Source organism: Streptomyces sp. NBC_01283, assembly GCF_041435335.1.
Lineage (GTDB): Bacteria > Actinomycetota > Actinomycetes > Streptomycetales > Streptomycetaceae > Streptomyces.
The window spans coordinates 1,425,381-1,441,404 of the sequence record NZ_CP108430.1 but is presented as its reverse complement, the minus strand read 5'-3'; the positions used below and the strand labels follow the sequence as shown (position 1 = coordinate 1,441,404).

At 70.0% G+C, this 16,024-nt stretch carries 11 protein-coding genes; 6 read left to right on the top strand and 5 right to left on the bottom strand.

Annotated features, from left to right (window positions below; translation table 11 throughout):
* Positions 1-19: 19 nt before the first annotated feature.
* The 4 genes from OG302_RS06800 to OG302_RS06785 all read right to left on the bottom strand — a co-directional run bounded on the left by OG302_RS06800 (position 20) and on the right by OG302_RS06785 (position 4,836).
* Positions 20-982, bottom strand: a complete 963-nt coding sequence (locus OG302_RS06800) for an ABC transporter permease (RefSeq protein WP_371525905.1) — start codon at positions 980-982, stop codon at positions 20-22.
* 69 nt (positions 983-1,051) lie between these two features.
* Positions 1,052-2,572 carry a sugar ABC transporter ATP-binding protein gene (locus OG302_RS06795; protein ID WP_371525904.1) on the bottom strand — a complete coding sequence of 507 codons (1,521 nt, stop codon included), beginning with the start codon at positions 2,570-2,572 and terminating at the stop codon, positions 1,052-1,054.
* Position 2,573: 1 nt separating this feature from the next.
* Positions 2,574-3,668 carry an ABC transporter substrate-binding protein gene (locus OG302_RS06790; RefSeq protein ID WP_371525903.1) on the bottom strand — a complete coding sequence of 365 codons (1,095 nt, stop codon included), beginning with the start codon at positions 3,666-3,668 and terminating at the stop codon, positions 2,574-2,576.
* 154 nt (positions 3,669-3,822) lie between these two features.
* Entirely contained in the window at positions 3,823-4,836 is a 1,014-nt protein-coding gene (locus OG302_RS06785) for a LacI family DNA-binding transcriptional regulator (protein ID WP_371525902.1), read from the bottom strand.
* 203 nt (positions 4,837-5,039) lie between these two features.
* Between OG302_RS06785 and OG302_RS06780 the strand changes: the two genes are divergently transcribed.
* From OG302_RS06780 to OG302_RS06760, 5 genes are all read left to right on the top strand, one after another.
* Positions 5,040-7,649 carry a PA14 domain-containing protein gene (locus OG302_RS06780; protein WP_371525901.1) on the top strand — a complete coding sequence of 870 codons (2,610 nt, stop codon included), beginning with the start codon at positions 5,040-5,042 and terminating at the stop codon, positions 7,647-7,649.
* A 93-nt stretch (positions 7,650-7,742) separates the two neighbouring features.
* The gene (locus OG302_RS06775) at positions 7,743-8,471 is read left to right on the top strand and encodes a hypothetical protein (RefSeq protein WP_371750034.1); all 729 of its coding nucleotides are present in this window, start codon (positions 7,743-7,745) and stop codon (positions 8,469-8,471) included.
* Positions 8,472-8,612: 141 nt separating this feature from the next.
* The gene (locus OG302_RS06770) at positions 8,613-10,964 is read left to right on the top strand and encodes a GH92 family glycosyl hydrolase (protein WP_371525900.1); all 2,352 of its coding nucleotides are present in this window, start codon (positions 8,613-8,615) and stop codon (positions 10,962-10,964) included.
* A 205-nt stretch (positions 10,965-11,169) separates the two neighbouring features.
* The gene (locus tag OG302_RS06765; protein ID WP_371750033.1) at positions 11,170-12,534 is read left to right on the top strand and encodes a wax ester/triacylglycerol synthase family O-acyltransferase; all 1,365 of its coding nucleotides are present in this window, start codon (positions 11,170-11,172) and stop codon (positions 12,532-12,534) included.
* Positions 12,535-12,604: 70 nt separating this feature from the next.
* The gene (locus OG302_RS06760) at positions 12,605-14,101 is read left to right on the top strand and encodes an SDR family NAD(P)-dependent oxidoreductase (protein WP_371525899.1); all 1,497 of its coding nucleotides are present in this window, start codon (positions 12,605-12,607) and stop codon (positions 14,099-14,101) included.
* A 522-nt stretch (positions 14,102-14,623) separates the two neighbouring features.
* Here the strand turns inward: OG302_RS06760 and OG302_RS06755 are convergent.
* Positions 14,624-15,445: an SDR family oxidoreductase gene (locus OG302_RS06755; RefSeq protein WP_371525898.1), complete on the bottom strand. Its 822-nt coding sequence runs from the start codon at positions 15,443-15,445 to the stop codon at positions 14,624-14,626.
* 306 nt (positions 15,446-15,751) lie between these two features.
* Between OG302_RS06755 and OG302_RS06750 the strand changes: the two genes are divergently transcribed.
* Positions 15,752-15,925 carry a hypothetical protein gene (locus OG302_RS06750; RefSeq protein WP_361831645.1) on the top strand — a complete coding sequence of 58 codons (174 nt, stop codon included), beginning with the start codon at positions 15,752-15,754 and terminating at the stop codon, positions 15,923-15,925.
* The last annotated feature ends 99 nt before the right edge of the window (positions 15,926-16,024 follow it).

The window sequence follows — 16,024 nt, the reverse complement described above, 5'->3', positions numbered from 1 at the left end:
TCGGATAGGACGGTGCCGGTCACCGCTTGCCCCTCTCCCGTGCCGCGTAGACGGCGAGAATGATCACTACGGCCTGGGCGATCTGTGTCCAGGAGGGCGGCAGATCGTGCTTGATGAGCGTGGCGGTGAGCAGCTGGATCAGTACGGCGCCCGCGACGGTGCCGCCGATCCGTACGCGCCCGCCGCTGAGCGGGGTGCCGCCGACCACCACGGCCGTGATCGCGGACAGTTCCATCAGGTTGCCCAGCGAGGTGGGGTCGCTGGCGGTGAGACGGGCCGTCGCCAGGACGCCCGCGATCGCCGCGAGGGCGCCGGAGCAGACGTACACCAGGATCAGGACACGGCGTACGGGGAGTCCCGCGAGGCGCGCGGCCGGGCGGCTGTCGCCGATGGCGAGCAGTTGCCGTCCGAAGGTGGTGCGCCGGACGACGAACGCGACGAGGAGTGCGAGTGCCGCCGCGATCAGGACGAGGTAGGGGATGCCGAGCACGGCGCCGGAGCCGAGCGAGGCCATGGTCGGGTCGTGTACGTCCTTGAGCTGGGGGAGGAGCACGAGGGCGAGGCCGCGGCCCGCGACCATCAACGCCAGCGTGGCGACGATGGGCTGGACGCCGATGAACGCGATGAGCGAGCCGTTCGCGATGCCGATGACCGCACCGCCGATGACCGCGACGATGACCGCGATCCATGTCCCGTAGCCGAGGTAGAGGGAGAGCAGTGACGTGGAGAGCGCCATGACGGAGCCGACGGAGAGGTCCACGCCCTCGCTGCCGATGGCCAGCGCCATGCCGAGCGCGACGATGAGGACGGGGGCGACCTGGACCGCCTGGGTGCGGAAGTTCTCGGCGGAGAGGAAGTGCGGGGTGAGCGCGATGTTGAGCAGCAGCAGGACGGCTACGCCCAGGTAGACGCCGTAGTTCTGGAGGAAGCGGAGGATGCGTTCGCGGTCGGCGGCTTTTGCTCCTAGGGCGAGGTCAGTCATGAGTACTCCGGGTGCGCCTTGGCTTCTCGGTGAGGCGGGTTGGTCCGGCGGCTGCGGGCGGGTCGGGGGCTAGTCACCTGGGCTCCTGGTTGTTGCTATCGCTCGCATGAGGGCGTCCTCCGTGACCTGGGCGCCGGTGAGTTCTTCGATCACCGTGCCGTCCTTGAGGACAATCACTCGGTCTGAGCCCTCTATCAGTTCCTCCATGTCGGAGGAGATGAGGAGTACGGCCAGGCCGTCGTTGGCCAGCTCGTCGATGAGCTTCTGGACCTCGGCCTTCGCGCCGATGTCTATGCCTCGGGTGGGCTCGTCGAGGAGGAGGACCTTGGGGTTCATCGCCAGCCAGCGGGCCAGGAGCACCTTCTGCTGGTTGCCGCCCGACAGTTCGCCCACCTTCTGGTGGGGGCCCGACGCCTTGATGCGCAGGCGCTTCATGAAGGTGTCCACGATGGAGTCGATCGCCGACTCGTTCACCAGGCCGAAGCGGGAGAGGCGGGGGAGCGCGGCGAGTGCGATGTTCTCGCGGACCGAGAGGCCGGGGACGATCCCCTCGGCCTTGCGGTCCTCGGGGAGGAGGCTGATGCCCGCGCGGATGGCGGCGGGCGGTGAGCCAGTACGGACCGCCGCGCCCGCTATCACCACCCGCCCGGAGTCCGGCGGCAGTGCTCCCGCGATGGCCTTGGCCGTCTCGCTGCGGCCCGAGCCGAGCAGTCCGCCCAGGCCCACCACCTCGCCGGGGCGGATCTCGACGGACACGCCGTGCAAGTAGTGACGCATCGTCAGGTTCTCTGCTTGGAGCACCGGTTGGGTTTCCGGGGCGTGTTCTCCGGAGAACTTGGTGACGCCCTCCTCGCGTACTTCCCCGACCTCGCGCCCCAGCATCAGCGAGACGAGGCGGAGCCGGTCGAGGTCCGCGATCCGGCCCGTGTGCACCAGCTTGCCGTCGCGCAGCACCGTGACCGTGTCGCACACCTCGTACAGCTCCTCCAGGCGGTGGCTGACGTAGATCACCGCGATGCCGCGGTCCCGCAGCATGCGGATCACGCCGAAGAGCGTCTGGACCTCGCGGGGTTCGAGGGACGACGTCGGCTCGTCCATGATGACGACCTGCGCGTCGACCGAGACCGCGCGGGCCAGAGCCACCATCTGCTGGGTGCCGACCCCCAGTTCACGCAGGGGGCGGCGCACATCGACCCGGATGCCGAGCCGCTGCAGGGCCTCGTCCGCCTCGCGGTGCATGCGGCGGAAATCGATGAGGCCCAGACGGCCGCGCGGCTCGCGGCCGAGGAAGAGATTGCGGGCCACGCTCATCAGGGGGACGAGGTTGACCTCCTGGTAGATGGTGGAGATGCCCGCGTGCTGGGCTTCGAGGGGGGTGGCGAAGCTGACCGGTTCGCCGTTGAAGGTCAGCTCGCCCGCGTCCGGTGCGTACACGCCCGTCAGGACCTTGATGAGGGTGGACTTGCCCGCGCCGTTCTCACCGATCAGGGCGTGCACCTCACCCGCGCGTGCGGTGAAGTCGACCCCGTCCAGGGCGCGTACGCCCGGGAACGTCTTGCTGAGGCGGGTGACCGAGAGGACGTCCGTCATCTCAGTACGCCTTGCCGAGGTCCGCCTTGGCGTTGCCCTTCGTGTACGCGCTGTCCTTGATGACGATGTCCTGCGAGACCTTCGTGCCCTTGGTGAAGGTGTCCAGGGTCTGGAAGGCGAGCGGGCCGAAGCGCGGGTTCGACTCGATGACGCCGTCGATCCAGCCGTCGACGATGCCCTGCACGGCGTTGCGGGTCCCGTCGACCGTCACGATCTTCACGTCGCCGGCCTTCTTGCCCGCGCCCTTGAGGGCGTTGACGGCACCGAGGCCCATCTCGTCGTTCTCGGCGTAGATGCCGTTGATGCCGGGCTTGGACTGGATGAGCTGCTCGGTGACCTGCTGGCCCTTCTCGCGGGCGAACTCGCCCGTCTGCTTGAAGACGACCTTCAGGTCGGGGGCCTTCTCCTTGATGCGGTCCTGGAAGCCCTTGGTGCGTTCGGTGGTGACGTTGTTGCCCGCGGCGCCCAGCAGGATCGCGACGTCGCCCTTGCCGCCCGTCGACTTGATCATCTGGTCGGCCGCGCGCTTGCCCTGCTCGACGAAGTCGGAGCCGATGAAGCTGACGTAGTCCTTGCATGCCTTGGCGTTGATCTTGCGGTCGATGGTGATGATCGGGATGTGCTTGGCGGAGGCCGCGCGCAGCACCGGCTCCCAGCCGTCGGAGTTCAGCGGTGCGATGACAAGCAGGTCGGCGCCCTTGGCGATGAGGTCCTGGACGTCGCTGATCTGCTTGGAGAACTGCGACTGGGCGTTGGCGGTGAGCAGTTTGACGCCGCGCTTCTTCGCCTCGGCCTTGATGGACGCCGTCTCCGCGATGCGGAAGGGGTTGGCCTCCTTCTCGGACTGGGAGAAGCCGACGGTGGCGGTCTTGAGGTCGAGCTTCTTGCCGCCGTAGGCGTCGATCGCGCAGGCCGGTCCGCTGCCCTCGCTCGGCTCCGAGACGACCTGGCCCGAATCGCCCTTGTCCTGTGACACGGAGCTCTTGTCGCCGTCCTCGGACTTGGCACATCCGGTGGCGAGCGCGAGGCTCGCGACGAGACCGGCGGCGAGGAGGGTCCTGGCTGAGGTACGGCTAAGGCGTGTGGTCGGCTTCATGGAGTCCCCAAAACGGCACGGCCCCGGCGCTGAGAGCGCTCACGGGAGGATGGCACTTGCGGTCAACTCGGCGGTACGGGGAGCTTTTTACATCGTTGAAAGGGGGCTGTAAACCCTCCGCGCAAACGCAGGTCCCGGCTGCCGACGCGACCGCTCAGCGTCGGCCGAGCGTGCTTTCGCGCTCCACCAGGCGGAACTCCGCGGCCAGTTCACGCCCTTCGGGCTCTGCCGAGCCCTCCAGGCTGCGCAGCAGCGAGGCCACCGCGAGCCGGGCGATGGCCTGCTTGTCCGGCGACACCGTGGTCAGCGTGACCGCCCCGAACTGCCCCTCGGCGATGTCGTCGAAGCCGACCACCGCCACGTCCCACGGCACGCGCAGACCCCGCTCGTGCAGCACGCGCATGGCGCCGATCGCCACCAGGTCGTTGTAGGCGAACACCGCGTCGGGCCGCACTCCCGCGTCGAGCATCCGTGCCATCGCCTTCGCCCCGTCCCAGCGGTTCCAGCCGCCGACCGGGCCGACCAGATTGTCCGGCGCGGCGATCCCCGCCTGGGTCAACTCCTCCCGCCAGCCCTGGAGTCGCAGGTTCGCGGGGCGGTTCGCGGAGTCCGTGCGGGCGCCGAGATACGCGATGCGGGTGCGGCCACGGCTGATGAGGTGGCGTACCGCCGTGCGGGCCGCCGCCACGTTGTCGATCGCGATGTGGTCGTAGGGCAGGTCGTACTGGCGCTCGCCGAGCAGCACCAGCGGCACGTCGTCCTCGCGGCCGAGGAGGTCGGCCGCCTCCAGCTCCAGCGGGCTCAGGATGAGTCCGTCGATGACCCGGGCGCGGAAGCCCTGACTGACCAGGACCTCCTGCTCACGGTCGCCCCTGGTGTGGTCGAGCAGGACCGTGAAGTCGTGCTCGGCCGCCGCGTCGATGACCGCGCCCGCGAGCTCGGCGAAGTAGGGGTTTCCCAACTCCGGAACGGCCAGCGCGATGATCCCCGTACGGCCCTTGCGCAGGTGACGGGCCGTCAAGTTCGGCCGGTAGCCCAGCTCGTCGATGGCCTCCTGGACGCGGGCCCGCATCGCCGGGGTGACGTGCTGGTACTTGTTCACCACGTTCGAAACGGTCTTGATCGAGACGCCCGCGCGCTCCGCGACGTCCTTGAGGCTAACCCGCACGTGCAGCTCCCTGCGTCGAGGTGCACCCCTGTCCTGGGGTGATTGTCGTGACCCTGGACAGCGCGCCGGAGAGCGTGCTGTCATGCCAACTGCCGTTCCTTCCAACGTTGTACAGATTCGTTGTACAGACTGCGGCGGCGACCCGCCACCCCCTTCCCCGGCCTTCGGAGCACCGCTTCGAGCAAGGAGGATCTGTGCGCCCCATGAGACCCAGACGAGTCAGGCAGCGGCTGGTACTGCTGCTCACCGTCGCACTCGCCTGCGCCGGCCTGACCGCCGTCCCGGCCGCGACGGCCGCCGACGAAACCCCCGACGTCCACGGCCTGAAGGGCGAGTACTACACCCAGTCCGCCCCCGGTGCCTTCGACTTCCACGAGCTCAAGGCCACCGGCTTCGACCAGAAGATCGACTTCGACAACCTCGACCCCCGCCTGGCCTTCGCCACCGGCAAGGCGGATGACGCCACCGTCCGCTGGACCGGCAAGGTCGTCCCGGAGAAGACCGGATCCCACACCTTCTCCATGATCGGCGACAACGGCTTCCGCCTGTGGGTCGACGGCAAGCTCGCCATCGACCACTGGGTCGACGACTGGGACAAGGAACAGACCGCGCAGCCCGTCGAGTTGACGGCCGGCAAGGCCTACGACATCAAGGTCGAGTACTTCGAGCACTACGGCGGCTCCAACCTCCACCTGCGCTGGACCGAGCCCGGCGGCAGCAAGGAAGCCGTCCCGCAGTCGGCCTTCCGCCTTCCTGACGGCTTCGACTACGACGGAGCCACCGCCGCCACCGTCCTCAAGGACGGCCGCACCCTGAAGCTGGACTTCGCCCAGAAGCTCAGCGCGCCCCCGAACGGTCTCGCGGACCACATCGAAGCCGTCATCGGTGGTGCGAAGTGGCCGATCAGCACCGTCGAGGCCGACCCCAAGGACTCCCGCGCCCTCCTCGTGGGCCTCAAGGAGCCCGTGGTCGGCAACAAGACCGGCACCGCGAAGGGCACCGCCGACCTCCGCTACGACGGCAAGGGCGGCCTGGCCGGCGACGACGGCAAGGCGGTCGCCGCCTTCTGGAGCAGCGGCCCCAACCACTCCGAGCACCAGCTGCGCACCAAGTTCGCCGACGACGTGAAGCCGGGCAACGTGCTCCCCGAGTACCCCCGCCCCCAGCTCACGCGTGACTCCTGGCGCAACCTCAACGGCTCCTGGCAGTTCGCATCGGCCAAGGAGGGCGAGAAGCCGCCGGTCGGCAAGAACCTCGCCGAGAAGATCCTCGTCCCCTACCCGGTGGAGTCCCAGCTCTCCGGCCTGGAACGGCACGAGGACCGCATGTGGTACCGCAGGACCTTCACCGTCCCCCAGGGCTGGAAGGTCGGCGACGGCAAGCGCCTCAAGCTCAACTTCGGCGCGGTCGACTGGCAGTCCGAGGTCTACGTGAACGGCAGGAAGGTCGCCGAACACAAGGGCGGCTACGACAAGTTCAGCGCCGACATCACGGATGCCCTCAAGCCCGGCAAGACCCAGGAACTGATCGTCGGCGTCTATGACCCGACCGACGCCAAGGGCGGCGAGAACCCGCCCGTCGGCAAGCAGCGCCTGGACCCCAGCGGCATCTGGTACACCCCGTCCTCCGGCATCTGGCAGACGGTGTGGATGGAGCCGGTGGCCACCGACCACGCCGACTCGCTCAAGATCACGCCCGACGTGGCCACCAAGCAGGTCACCGTCGAGCCCAAGGGCGTCCGCGACGGAGTGCCGGTCAAGGCGGTCGCGTACGAGGGCAGGAAGAAGGTCGCCGAGGCGAGCGGACGCACGGGCACACCGCTCAAGCTGAAGATCGCCAAGCCGCACCTCTGGTCGCCCGACGACCCCTTCCTCTACGACCTGAAGGTGACCGTAGGCCGCGACAGCGTGAAGAGCTACTTCGGGATGCGCTCCCTCGCGGTGGAGAAGGTCAACGGCACCCCGCGCACCATGCTCAACGGCAAGCCCACCTTCCTGATGGCCACGCTCGACCAGGGCTTCTGGCCCGACGGCCTGCACACGGCGCCGACCGACGAGGCGCTCGCGTACGACCTCAAGATGCACAAGGAGATGGGCTTCAACTCGGTCCGCAAGCACATCAAGGTCGAGCCGGACCGCTGGTTCTACTGGGCGGACAAGCTGGGCCTGATGGTCTGGCAGGACATGCCGGCGATGGACGCGGGCCGTAGCCCGAGCACGGCGGCCCGCACCCAGTACGAGTCCGAGATGAAGCAGATGATCGACGAGCACGCGAACCACCCGTCGATCGTCATGTGGGTCACCTTCAACGAGGGCTGGGGCCAGTACGACGAGGGCCGCATCGCCACCCAGGCCAAGGCCTGGGACCCGACCCGCCTGGTCAACGGCATGTCGGGCCTCAACCTCGGGCGCGACGGCGGCACGGGCGACATCATGGACGAGCACGGCTACCCGAGCCCGGCCCTGCCGCCCAGGCCCGATGGCGTACGGGCGCAGATCAACGGCGAGTACGGCGGTCTCGGACTCGCCGTGCCCGGCCACGCCTGGTCCGTCCAGCAGAGTTACGTCGACGTGGACCCGGCGACGTACACGGACGACTACCTCACCAAGCTCGACGAGGTGCGCGCCCTCGCCTGCAAGGGGGGCAACGGCGCCGTCTACACCCAGATCTCGGATGTGGAGGGCGAGTTGAACGGTCTGATGACCTACGACCGCAGGGTCGTCAAGCCCGACGTGAAGCGGCTCAAGGCAGCACATGAGGCCTTGATCGGCGACGCGTCGCGGCCCGACCCGGCGGGGTGCCCGGGTTCCTGACCCGGGTGCGGTGGCGCTCCGGCCCGGTCGGCGGGCCGGAGCGCTTAACCCGTGGACGCGGGCCGGCTTTCCGTGCACCATCAGCCCGTGATCATGAATGACGAGAACAGCGGATGGGTGCGCGCCGCGGCCCGCAACAACGCCGAATGGTGCGACGCGGTCTGCCGCGCGCACGGGCTGCCGGGGGAGTTCGGCGCCGGGGTGTGGAGCAGCGCGCGGCGGACGCCGCCGCTGTATCCGGACGCCGCGACCCTGACCGCCGGTGCCGATGCACGTGACGTGGTCTCCCGGATCGACACCGCGTCACCGGGCTGCTCGGTCAAGGACAGCTTCGCCGACCTCGATCTGGAGCCGTGGGGCTTCGAGGTGCTCTTCGAGGCCCAGTGGATCCACCGCCCGGCGGGCGAGGCCCCCGGGGGCGGATCCTCCGAGGTCCGTTGGGAGCCGCTCGGCAGCGCGGATTCCCTGCCCGCGTGGGAGACGGCGTGGGGCGGCGGCGACGAGCCCACCGGCCTTTTCCGTCCGGAGCTCCTTGCCGACGGCGAGACCACGACCTTCCTGGCCGGCCATGCGGCAGGGCGGATCGTCGCGGGTGCGATCGCGAGCCCCGGCGATGCGGTGCTCGGCATCTCCAACCTCTTCGCCACGGATGACGCGCCGGGCGGCGAGGCAGCCGCGTGGGCAGGCTGCCTGGCAGAGGCCGCCCGCCGCTGGCCCGACCTGCCCGTCGTCGGATACGAGAGCGGGGAGAGCCTCGATGTGGCGATGAGCCAGGGGTTCACGCCGGTCGGACCGCTGAGGGTGTGGCTGCACACCGGCTGACGGGATGGGACAAGACGTGCCGTGACGGTCGCGTCGCCGGGCAGCCGGAGGCCTCCCGCCTCTTGACGCCTGCGACGCGACCACCGAAGAATGATCGCGTTCCGCGCTGTGACAACGTTGTCCAAGGAGGCGTTCCCACCCATGAGATGGACCCAACGGCTACGCGGTACGGGGGTGGCGGTGGCCGCGGCCACGCTCCTCGGGGGAGCCCTCGCCATTCCGGCGGCCCAGGCCGCCCCGGCGGCGGGCGGTCAACTGACCGATCTGGTCAACCCGTTCATCGGCACCGAGAACGAGGGCAACACCTACCCCGGAGCGGCCGTGCCCTTCGGCATGGTCCAGTTCTCGCCCGACACCGGGCACAACACCGGCTACGACCACTCCGACACCCACATCCGCGGCTTCTCCACCGTCCATCTCTCGGGCGTGGGCTGCGGGTTGGGCGGCGATCTGCCGGTGCTTCCCACCACGGGTGACGTCAAGGAGACGGACTACGCGAAGTACGCGGCGGAGTTCAGTCACGACGACGAGAAGGCGAGCCCCGGTGCGTACCAGGTAGGCCTGAAGTCCGGGATCAACGCCGAGCTGACCGCCACCGAGCGCACCGGCGTGCAGCGCTACACCTTCCCCGCCACCGACAAGGCCAACGTCCTGCTCAACGCGGGCCAGTCGCTGCACAAGACCGGCAGCACCAAGGTCGAGATCCTCGACAGCCGTACGGTCCGCACGGCGATCACCGGCAGCGGCTTCTGCCAGGACACCAAGCCGTACACGGTCTACACGATCACCCGCTTCGACCGGCCCTTCACCACGTCGGGCACCTGGAAGGGCGACACCGTCACCGCGGGCTCCAAGAAGTCGTCGGCGGGTGAGGAGCGCAACGGCGCCTACGTCCGTTTCGACACCTCCAAGGACCGCACCGTCGAGGCGACCACCGCTCTCTCGTACGTCGATGCCAAGGGCGCCGCGCTCAACCTCCGTGCGGAGGGAGGGCGTTCGTACGACCGTGTGGAGAAGGCGGCCCGGCGGGCATGGGAGGACCGGCTCGACGACGTGCAGGCGCAGGGCGGCAGCGAGACCGTGCGCCGCACCTTCTACTCGTCCCTCTACCGTTCGTTCCTCGCGCCGAACATCGGCAGCGACGTCGACGGCCGGTACACGGGCTGGGACCAGAAGACCCACCGCGCTGCTGATGACGGGGGGTTCACGTACTACCAGAACTGGTCCCTCTGGGACACCTACCGCACCCAGGCGCAGCTCCTCGCCCTGCTCGCGCCGCACGAGTCCCGTGACATGGCGCTCTCCGTCCTGAAGATCGACGAGGAGAGCGGCTGGCTGCCCAAGTGGGGCTACGGCACGGTCGAGACGAACATCATGACCGGCGACCCGGTCACCCCCTTCCTCACCAACGCCTACCAGCAGGGTCTGCTGAAGGGGCATGAGGAGGAGGCATACCGCGCGCTGAAGAAGAACGCGGACGGCGTGCCGCCCGCCGACTCGGCGCCCGTGGGCCGTGAGGCCAACAAGGAGTATCTGAGCGAGGGCTTCGCGCCGTACATCAAGGGCCGCCCGCACGCCAAGCCCGGCGACTCGGACTACGACCACGGCGCCTCGGCGACGCTGGAGTACGCGCTCTCGGACGCGATGCTCGGTCAGATGGCCGGTGACCTGGGGCACGAGGCCGATGCCGAGCGGTACGCGGACCGTGCGCAGAACTACCGGAAGATCTTCGACGGTTCGACCGGGTTCTTCCGTGCGCGGGACGCCGCGGGTGCCTTCACCGGACCCGCCGACCCGGCCAAGAGCGAGGGCTTCCACGAGGGCACGTCCTGGCAGTACCAGTGGCTCGTCCCGCAGGACCTGCCCGGCATGGTCGGCCTCATCGGCGGCAAGAAGGCCGCCAACGACCGCCTCGACTCCTTCTTCGCGTACGAGCAGCTCCTGAAGGACCCGGCGAAGACGGCGCGCGAGGTGTGGGTCAACGGCCCGTACGACTACTACAACGCGGACAAGTACAACCCGCAGAACGAGCCCGACCTCATCGCTCCGTACACCTATCTGTCGACGGGCCAGCCGTGGAAGACCACTGATGTCGTGCACGCCGCGCTCACGCTCTTCACGGACGCCCCGACCGGCATGACCGGGAACGACGACCTCGGCACCATGTCCGCCTGGAACGTGCTGTCCTCGATCGGCGTCTTCCCCGTCCAGCCCGGCACGGACACGTGGGGTCTGTCGACACCCGTCTTCGAGCGCGTCGATCTTTCGCTGGACCGCCGCTACTACCCGAAGGGCCGTCTCACGGTGAAGGCGCCGGGCACCTCGGACACCAAGCGGTACATCCAGTCGGCCCGCGCGGACGGCGCCGACTACGGCAAGACGTACCTGACGACCGACGACATCCGTGACACCCGCGAACTGTCCTTCACGGTGGGCGACAAGCCCTCGGAGTGGGGCACGTCGGAGGACGCCGCGCCACCCGCGCTGAAGTGACATCGCCCGTCCGTCGCTGAAGTGACGTAATCGATACGCCACTTGCGCACCACAAGGCCCGCCTCTCCCAGAGGGGCGGGCCTTAATCTGTTGTTAACTGAGCGTAGCTTGATCGTACTTGACCGTAGTCGTGCAACGGCGATTGACTGCACCTTCGTGCCATCCCCCGCATCGCCCTCGACGCGAGAGCAGCCCGTTGATACCTCTGTCCGCTGAGCCCTCAGATCTGCTCGCACCTCTCGACCTCGCCTTCTGGAACATCGAGTCCGCGGAACACCCCATGCACCTGGGGGCCCTCGGCGTCTTCGACGCCGACTCGCCGGACGCGGCCGGGCGCGCCGCCCAACTGCTCGCCTCACGCGCGGCGGCCGTGCCGGGACTGCGGCTGCGGATCCGTTCCGTCTGGCTGCCGGTCGGCGGTGCCGTCCGCGCCGCCGCGCCCGCCTTCGATCCGCTGGACCACGTCAGCCTGGCCGCGCCCGCACGGGACTTCCACGCCGCGGCGGGCGCGCTCATGCAGCGCCCCCTGGACCGCGACAGGCCCCCGTGGGAGGCGCATGTGCTGCCGGGCGACGACGGCACCTCCTTCGCCGTGCTGTTCAAGTTCCACCACGCCCTCGCGGACGGGCTGCGCGCCCTGATGCTCGCCGCGGCGGTCATGGACCCCACCGATCTGCCCGCCGCGCGCCCGGCGCCCGCCGGGCCAGAGCCCTCCCGGTGGTCCTGGCTGCCGGACCCGCGCAAGTTGCCGGGCCTGGTCCGCGACACCGTCGGCGACGTGGGGCAGGCCCTGGACATCGGCTCGTCCGTCGCCCGCGCCACCTGGGGCGTGCGGTCATCGGCCGCCCTCACGTCGCAGGCCACCGGCACGCGGCGTACTGCGGGGGCGCTGCTCGATCTGGACGACGTGCACCGGGTGCGCAAGACCGTGGGCGGCACCGTCAACGACGTACTCATCGCCGTGGTCGCGGGAGCCCTGCGCCGCTGGCTGGACGAGCGGGGCGACGGCAGCGAGGGGGTGGAGCCACGCGCCCTGGTGCCTGTCTCCCGGCGCAGGCCGCGCACGGCACAGCCTCCGGGCAACCGGCTCTCCGGGTATCTGGTCCGGCTGCCCGTCGCGGATCCCGACCCGGTCGCGCGGCTGCGGGCGGTGCGGGCCGCCATGGACCGCAACAAGGACGCGGGGCCAGGACGCGGCGCGGGTGCGGTCGCCCTGCTCGCCGATCACGTGCCGCCGCTCGGCCATCGCATCGGCGGTCCCGTCGTCGCGCAGGCCGCCCGGCTGCTCTTCGACATCCTCGTGACCAGCGTCCCGCTGCCCAGCCTCGGCCTGCGGCTCGGCGGCTGCCCGCTCACCGCCGTGTACCCCTTCGCGCCGCTGGCCCAGGGCCAGGCACTGGCCGTCGCGGTCTCGACGTACCGGGGCCGGGTGCACTTCGGTCTGGTCGCGGACGCGGCCGCAGTGCCGGACCTGGACGTTCTGGCGCGGAGCGTGCGGGAGGAGCTCGCGGGGCTCGTCGAGGCGTGCGTGAACCGTCCGCGTTTGGTAGAGGGGCCCGTCGCTACGTAAAGTTCTCTTCTTTGGAGCTTCCGCGGTCACCCAGACGAGCCGCGGCATGAGTGACGCGAGGACAGCGGCGATGACGGTGACAGAGGGCGGCCCGGAGGCTGCTGAACCTGCGGAGGCGTTCGGCCCCGGCATCGACCCCGACCGGCTGGCCGTCTGCCTCAGCGTGCTCGACGAGCTGGACAAGCTCGACGTCGACCACCCCGACGCGATCGCGGTGCGCCGGGCCACGGCCGGGATCTACCGGACCGTGAAGCAGCGCCGCCGCCAGGAGCGCCGGGCCGCCAAGACCGCACACGACAAGGCCGTCACCGAGTCCACCGCCACCGGCTCCGCCGAGCGGATCGACGACGAGACCGAGGGTCTGCTGCCCTCCTCACGGACCGAGGAGGGCCGGATCGCGGGGATACTCCAGCGCCCGCGCTCCTGCTACACCTGCAAGACCCGGTACGTGGAAGTCGACTACTTCTACCACCAGCTGTGCCAGGACTGCGCCGCCCTGAACCGCTCCAAGCGCGACGCCCGCACCGACCTCACCGGCAAGCGCGCACTGCTCACCGGCGGCCGGGCCAAGATCGGCATGTACATCGCGCTGCGTCTCCTGCGCGACGGCGCCCACACCACCATCACGACGCGCTTCCCCAAGGACGCCATCCGCCGCTTCAAGGCGATGGACGACTCGGCCGACTGGCTGCACCGTCTTGAGGTCGTCGGCATCGACCTGCGCGACCCGGCCCAGTCCGTCGAGCTCGCCGAGCGGCTCGCCGCGGCGGGACCGCTCGACATCCTGATCAACAACGCGACGCAGACCGTGCGCCGCCTGCCCTCCGCGTACGCCGCCCTGGTCGACGGGGAGAGCGCGCCGCTGCCCGCCGGGGAGCTGCCCGCCCACTCCGTCATCGGCGCCTTCAACTCCGGCGCCGTGGACGGTCTCGCCGCGCTGCCCGTCGGCACCAGCGGCCTGGAGGCGCAGCAGGTCGCCGACCTCGCCCTCGTCGCGGGCAACGCCAGCGTCGCCCGGCACCTCGACGGCACCGCCATCGACGCGGGCGGCCTGGTCCCGGACGTCGTCGACAGCAACACGTGGGTGCAGACGATCGAGCAGATCTCCCCCGTGGAGCTCCTTGAGACCCAGCTCTGCAACTACACCTCGCCGTTCATCCTGATCAGCGCGCTGCGTCCGGCGCTGGCCGACGCCGCGAAGAAGGCGGCGAGCGGCCGCTCCTACGTCGTCAACGTGTCGGCGATGGAGGGCGTCTTCGGCCGTGGCTACAAGGGCGCGGGCCACCCGAACACGAACGCGGCGAAGGCCGCGATGAACATGGTGACGCGGACCAGCGCCCAGGAGATGTTCCAGACCGACGGCATCCTGATGACCTCGATCGACACCGGCTGGATCACCGACGAGCGCCCGCACTACGACAAGCTGCGCCTGGCCGACGAGGGCTTCCACGCCCCGCTGGACCTGATCGACGGCGCGGCCCGGGTCTACGACCCCGTCGTGCGGGGCGAGGCGGGCGAGGACCTCTTCGGCGTCTTCCTGAAGGACTACGCACCCGGCAAGTGGTAGGCCGTGGGCGGCCGATGGCCGCCCACCGTCGATAAACGGGCGTCTTATACAGACGACCTATACAAGCGTCATAGACATCCGTATGGTTACCGCCATGACGCAGACAGCGGCACGTCGGCTTCCCGCATCCCCGGGCCCCTCGGCCACCTTCGCGCGGTTCGTGCTGTGCGGGGGCGGGGTGGGCGTCGCCTCCAGCGGCGCGGTCGTCCTGCTGGCGTCCTGGATACCGTGGGCCATGGCCAACGCGCTCATCACCCTGGTGTCGACGGTGCTCGCCACGGAGCTGCACGGCCGGTTCACCTTCGGTGTGCGGAGCGCGAGCCGCGTGCGCACACACCTGCAGAGCGCCGGTACGGCCGCGGCCGCCTACGCCGTGACGACCCTGGCCATCGCCGCCCTGCACCGGCTCCGTCCGGAGCCCGGTGCCCTGTGTGAGCAGGCCGTGTATCTCGGGGCCTCCGGGCTCGCGGGCGTCGGCCGGTTCCTGGTGTTGCGGCTCGTCGTGTTCGCCCGGCCGCCGCGTCAGACCTCGCCCGTCGTGGCCCGCAGCCGCTCGTGCACGGCGTACGGACCGGTCGTGCCGGCGGCGGCCCGCACCCGGGTCCCGCCGTCCACCAGGACATCGGCCCCCGTCACCCATTCGGCCGCGTCCGAGACCAGCCATGTCACGGCCCGCGCCACGTCCTCCGGCTCGCCGATGCGGCCGAGCGGGAGGCTCGCGGCGAGCTCCTTCTCGGCGCCGTCCCACACGAAGCGGGCCATCTCCGTACGGATGAGGCCGGGGGACACGGAGTTGACCCGCACCAAGGGGGCCAGTTCGCCCGCGAGTTGGGCGGTCAGGTGCAGGAGCGCCGATTTGCTGGTGCCGTACGCGCCCACGTTCGGGCCCACATGGGACGCGCCCTCGGTGCAGATGTTCACCACCGCGCCGCCGTGCTCACCCATCCAGGCCCGCCAGGCGAGCTGCGCCAGGCGCAGCGCGGCCTCGACGTTCACGGTGAAGGCCTCGCGCCACCGGGTGAGGTCGACGTCCATGAGCGGGCCGTAAGGGGCGTTCGTCGCGGCGTTGTTCACCAGCACGTCGAGCCGCCCGAACTCCCGCAGCGCGAGAGCCACGCATTCCTCGGCCTGACCGGAATCGGCCACGCCGCCCACGCACCCGACGGCCTCCGCGCCGTCCGCGCGCAGCCCGACCACCGCCGCGTCCAGGGCGTCCGGTGCGCGGCCGGTCACGACCAGGCGGTGTCCGGACTCCGCGAGGGCCCGCGCGACGGCGAGCCCGATGCCGCGCGACGCCCCGGTCACCAGAGCCACCGCGCCGTCCCGTGCCTGGGCAGAAGTCATCCCCGTACGGTCCCATGGAGGCTTGGAAAGGCCCATGGGGTCGAACCGTTGGAGATTTTTCGGCCCGCGGGCCACCCCCACACCGGGATCAACTGTCCGAAATCCACTCCATCGGTGGAACCCATAGAGCGCGGGCGCGCTCATTTGGTTAATGTGAGGCGAACGGACGGTCTCCAGGGATCCACAAGCACCCCTTGGCCGCCCCGGGACAGGCTCGCCACCATGGCCGCGATCCCGCCCGAACAACGGCGCCACCGCGACCGAACAGCCCTTGTCCTTCCGTTACGCGACACAAAGGAGTGCGCGGTGACACCAGATCTGACGAAGCAGGAAAAGCGACCGGCGGAACGCGGCAGTGAGCGGGCCGGCAGACCACGAAAGCTCAGCAACCTGGACTCGTGGGCAAAGGCGGCTCCGATCCGCCTCGCCGGCTATGAGGACGACCTCGCGGAGCCGCACATCCTCCCCGGTATCGACTGATCCCTCCGCTTTCGCCGCGCGCCCCCTGCCGATCCCGGCCGGGGGCGCGCGGCGTTCCCGTGTCGCCGTTCGGTGTCCCTGTTTGCCTCGAAAATCGAA

What these genes read in the sequence shown, in the direction of transcription:
- OG302_RS06755 (WP_371525898.1), bottom strand. Translation starts at nt 15,445, where the DNA reads ATGACTTCTGCCCAGGCACGGGACGGCGCGGTGGCTCTGGTGACCGGG.
- OG302_RS06800 (WP_371525905.1), bottom strand. Translation starts at nt 982, where the DNA reads ATGACTGACCTCGCCCTAGGAGCAAAAGCCGCCGACCGCGAACGCATC.
- OG302_RS06790 (WP_371525903.1), bottom strand. Translation starts at nt 3,668, where the DNA reads ATGAAGCCGACCACACGCCTTAGCCGTACCTCAGCCAGGACCCTCCTC.
- OG302_RS06770 (WP_371525900.1), top strand. Translation starts at nt 8,613, where the DNA reads ATGAGATGGACCCAACGGCTACGCGGTACGGGGGTGGCGGTGGCCGCG.
- OG302_RS06775 (WP_371750034.1), top strand. Translation starts at nt 7,743, where the DNA reads ATGAATGACGAGAACAGCGGATGGGTGCGCGCCGCGGCCCGCAACAAC.
- OG302_RS06795 (WP_371525904.1), bottom strand. Translation starts at nt 2,572, where the DNA reads ATGACGGACGTCCTCTCGGTCACCCGCCTCAGCAAGACGTTCCCGGGC.
- OG302_RS06760 (WP_371525899.1), top strand. Translation starts at nt 12,605, where the DNA reads ATGACGGTGACAGAGGGCGGCCCGGAGGCTGCTGAACCTGCGGAGGCG.
- OG302_RS06780 (WP_371525901.1), top strand. Translation starts at nt 5,040, where the DNA reads ATGAGACCCAGACGAGTCAGGCAGCGGCTGGTACTGCTGCTCACCGTC.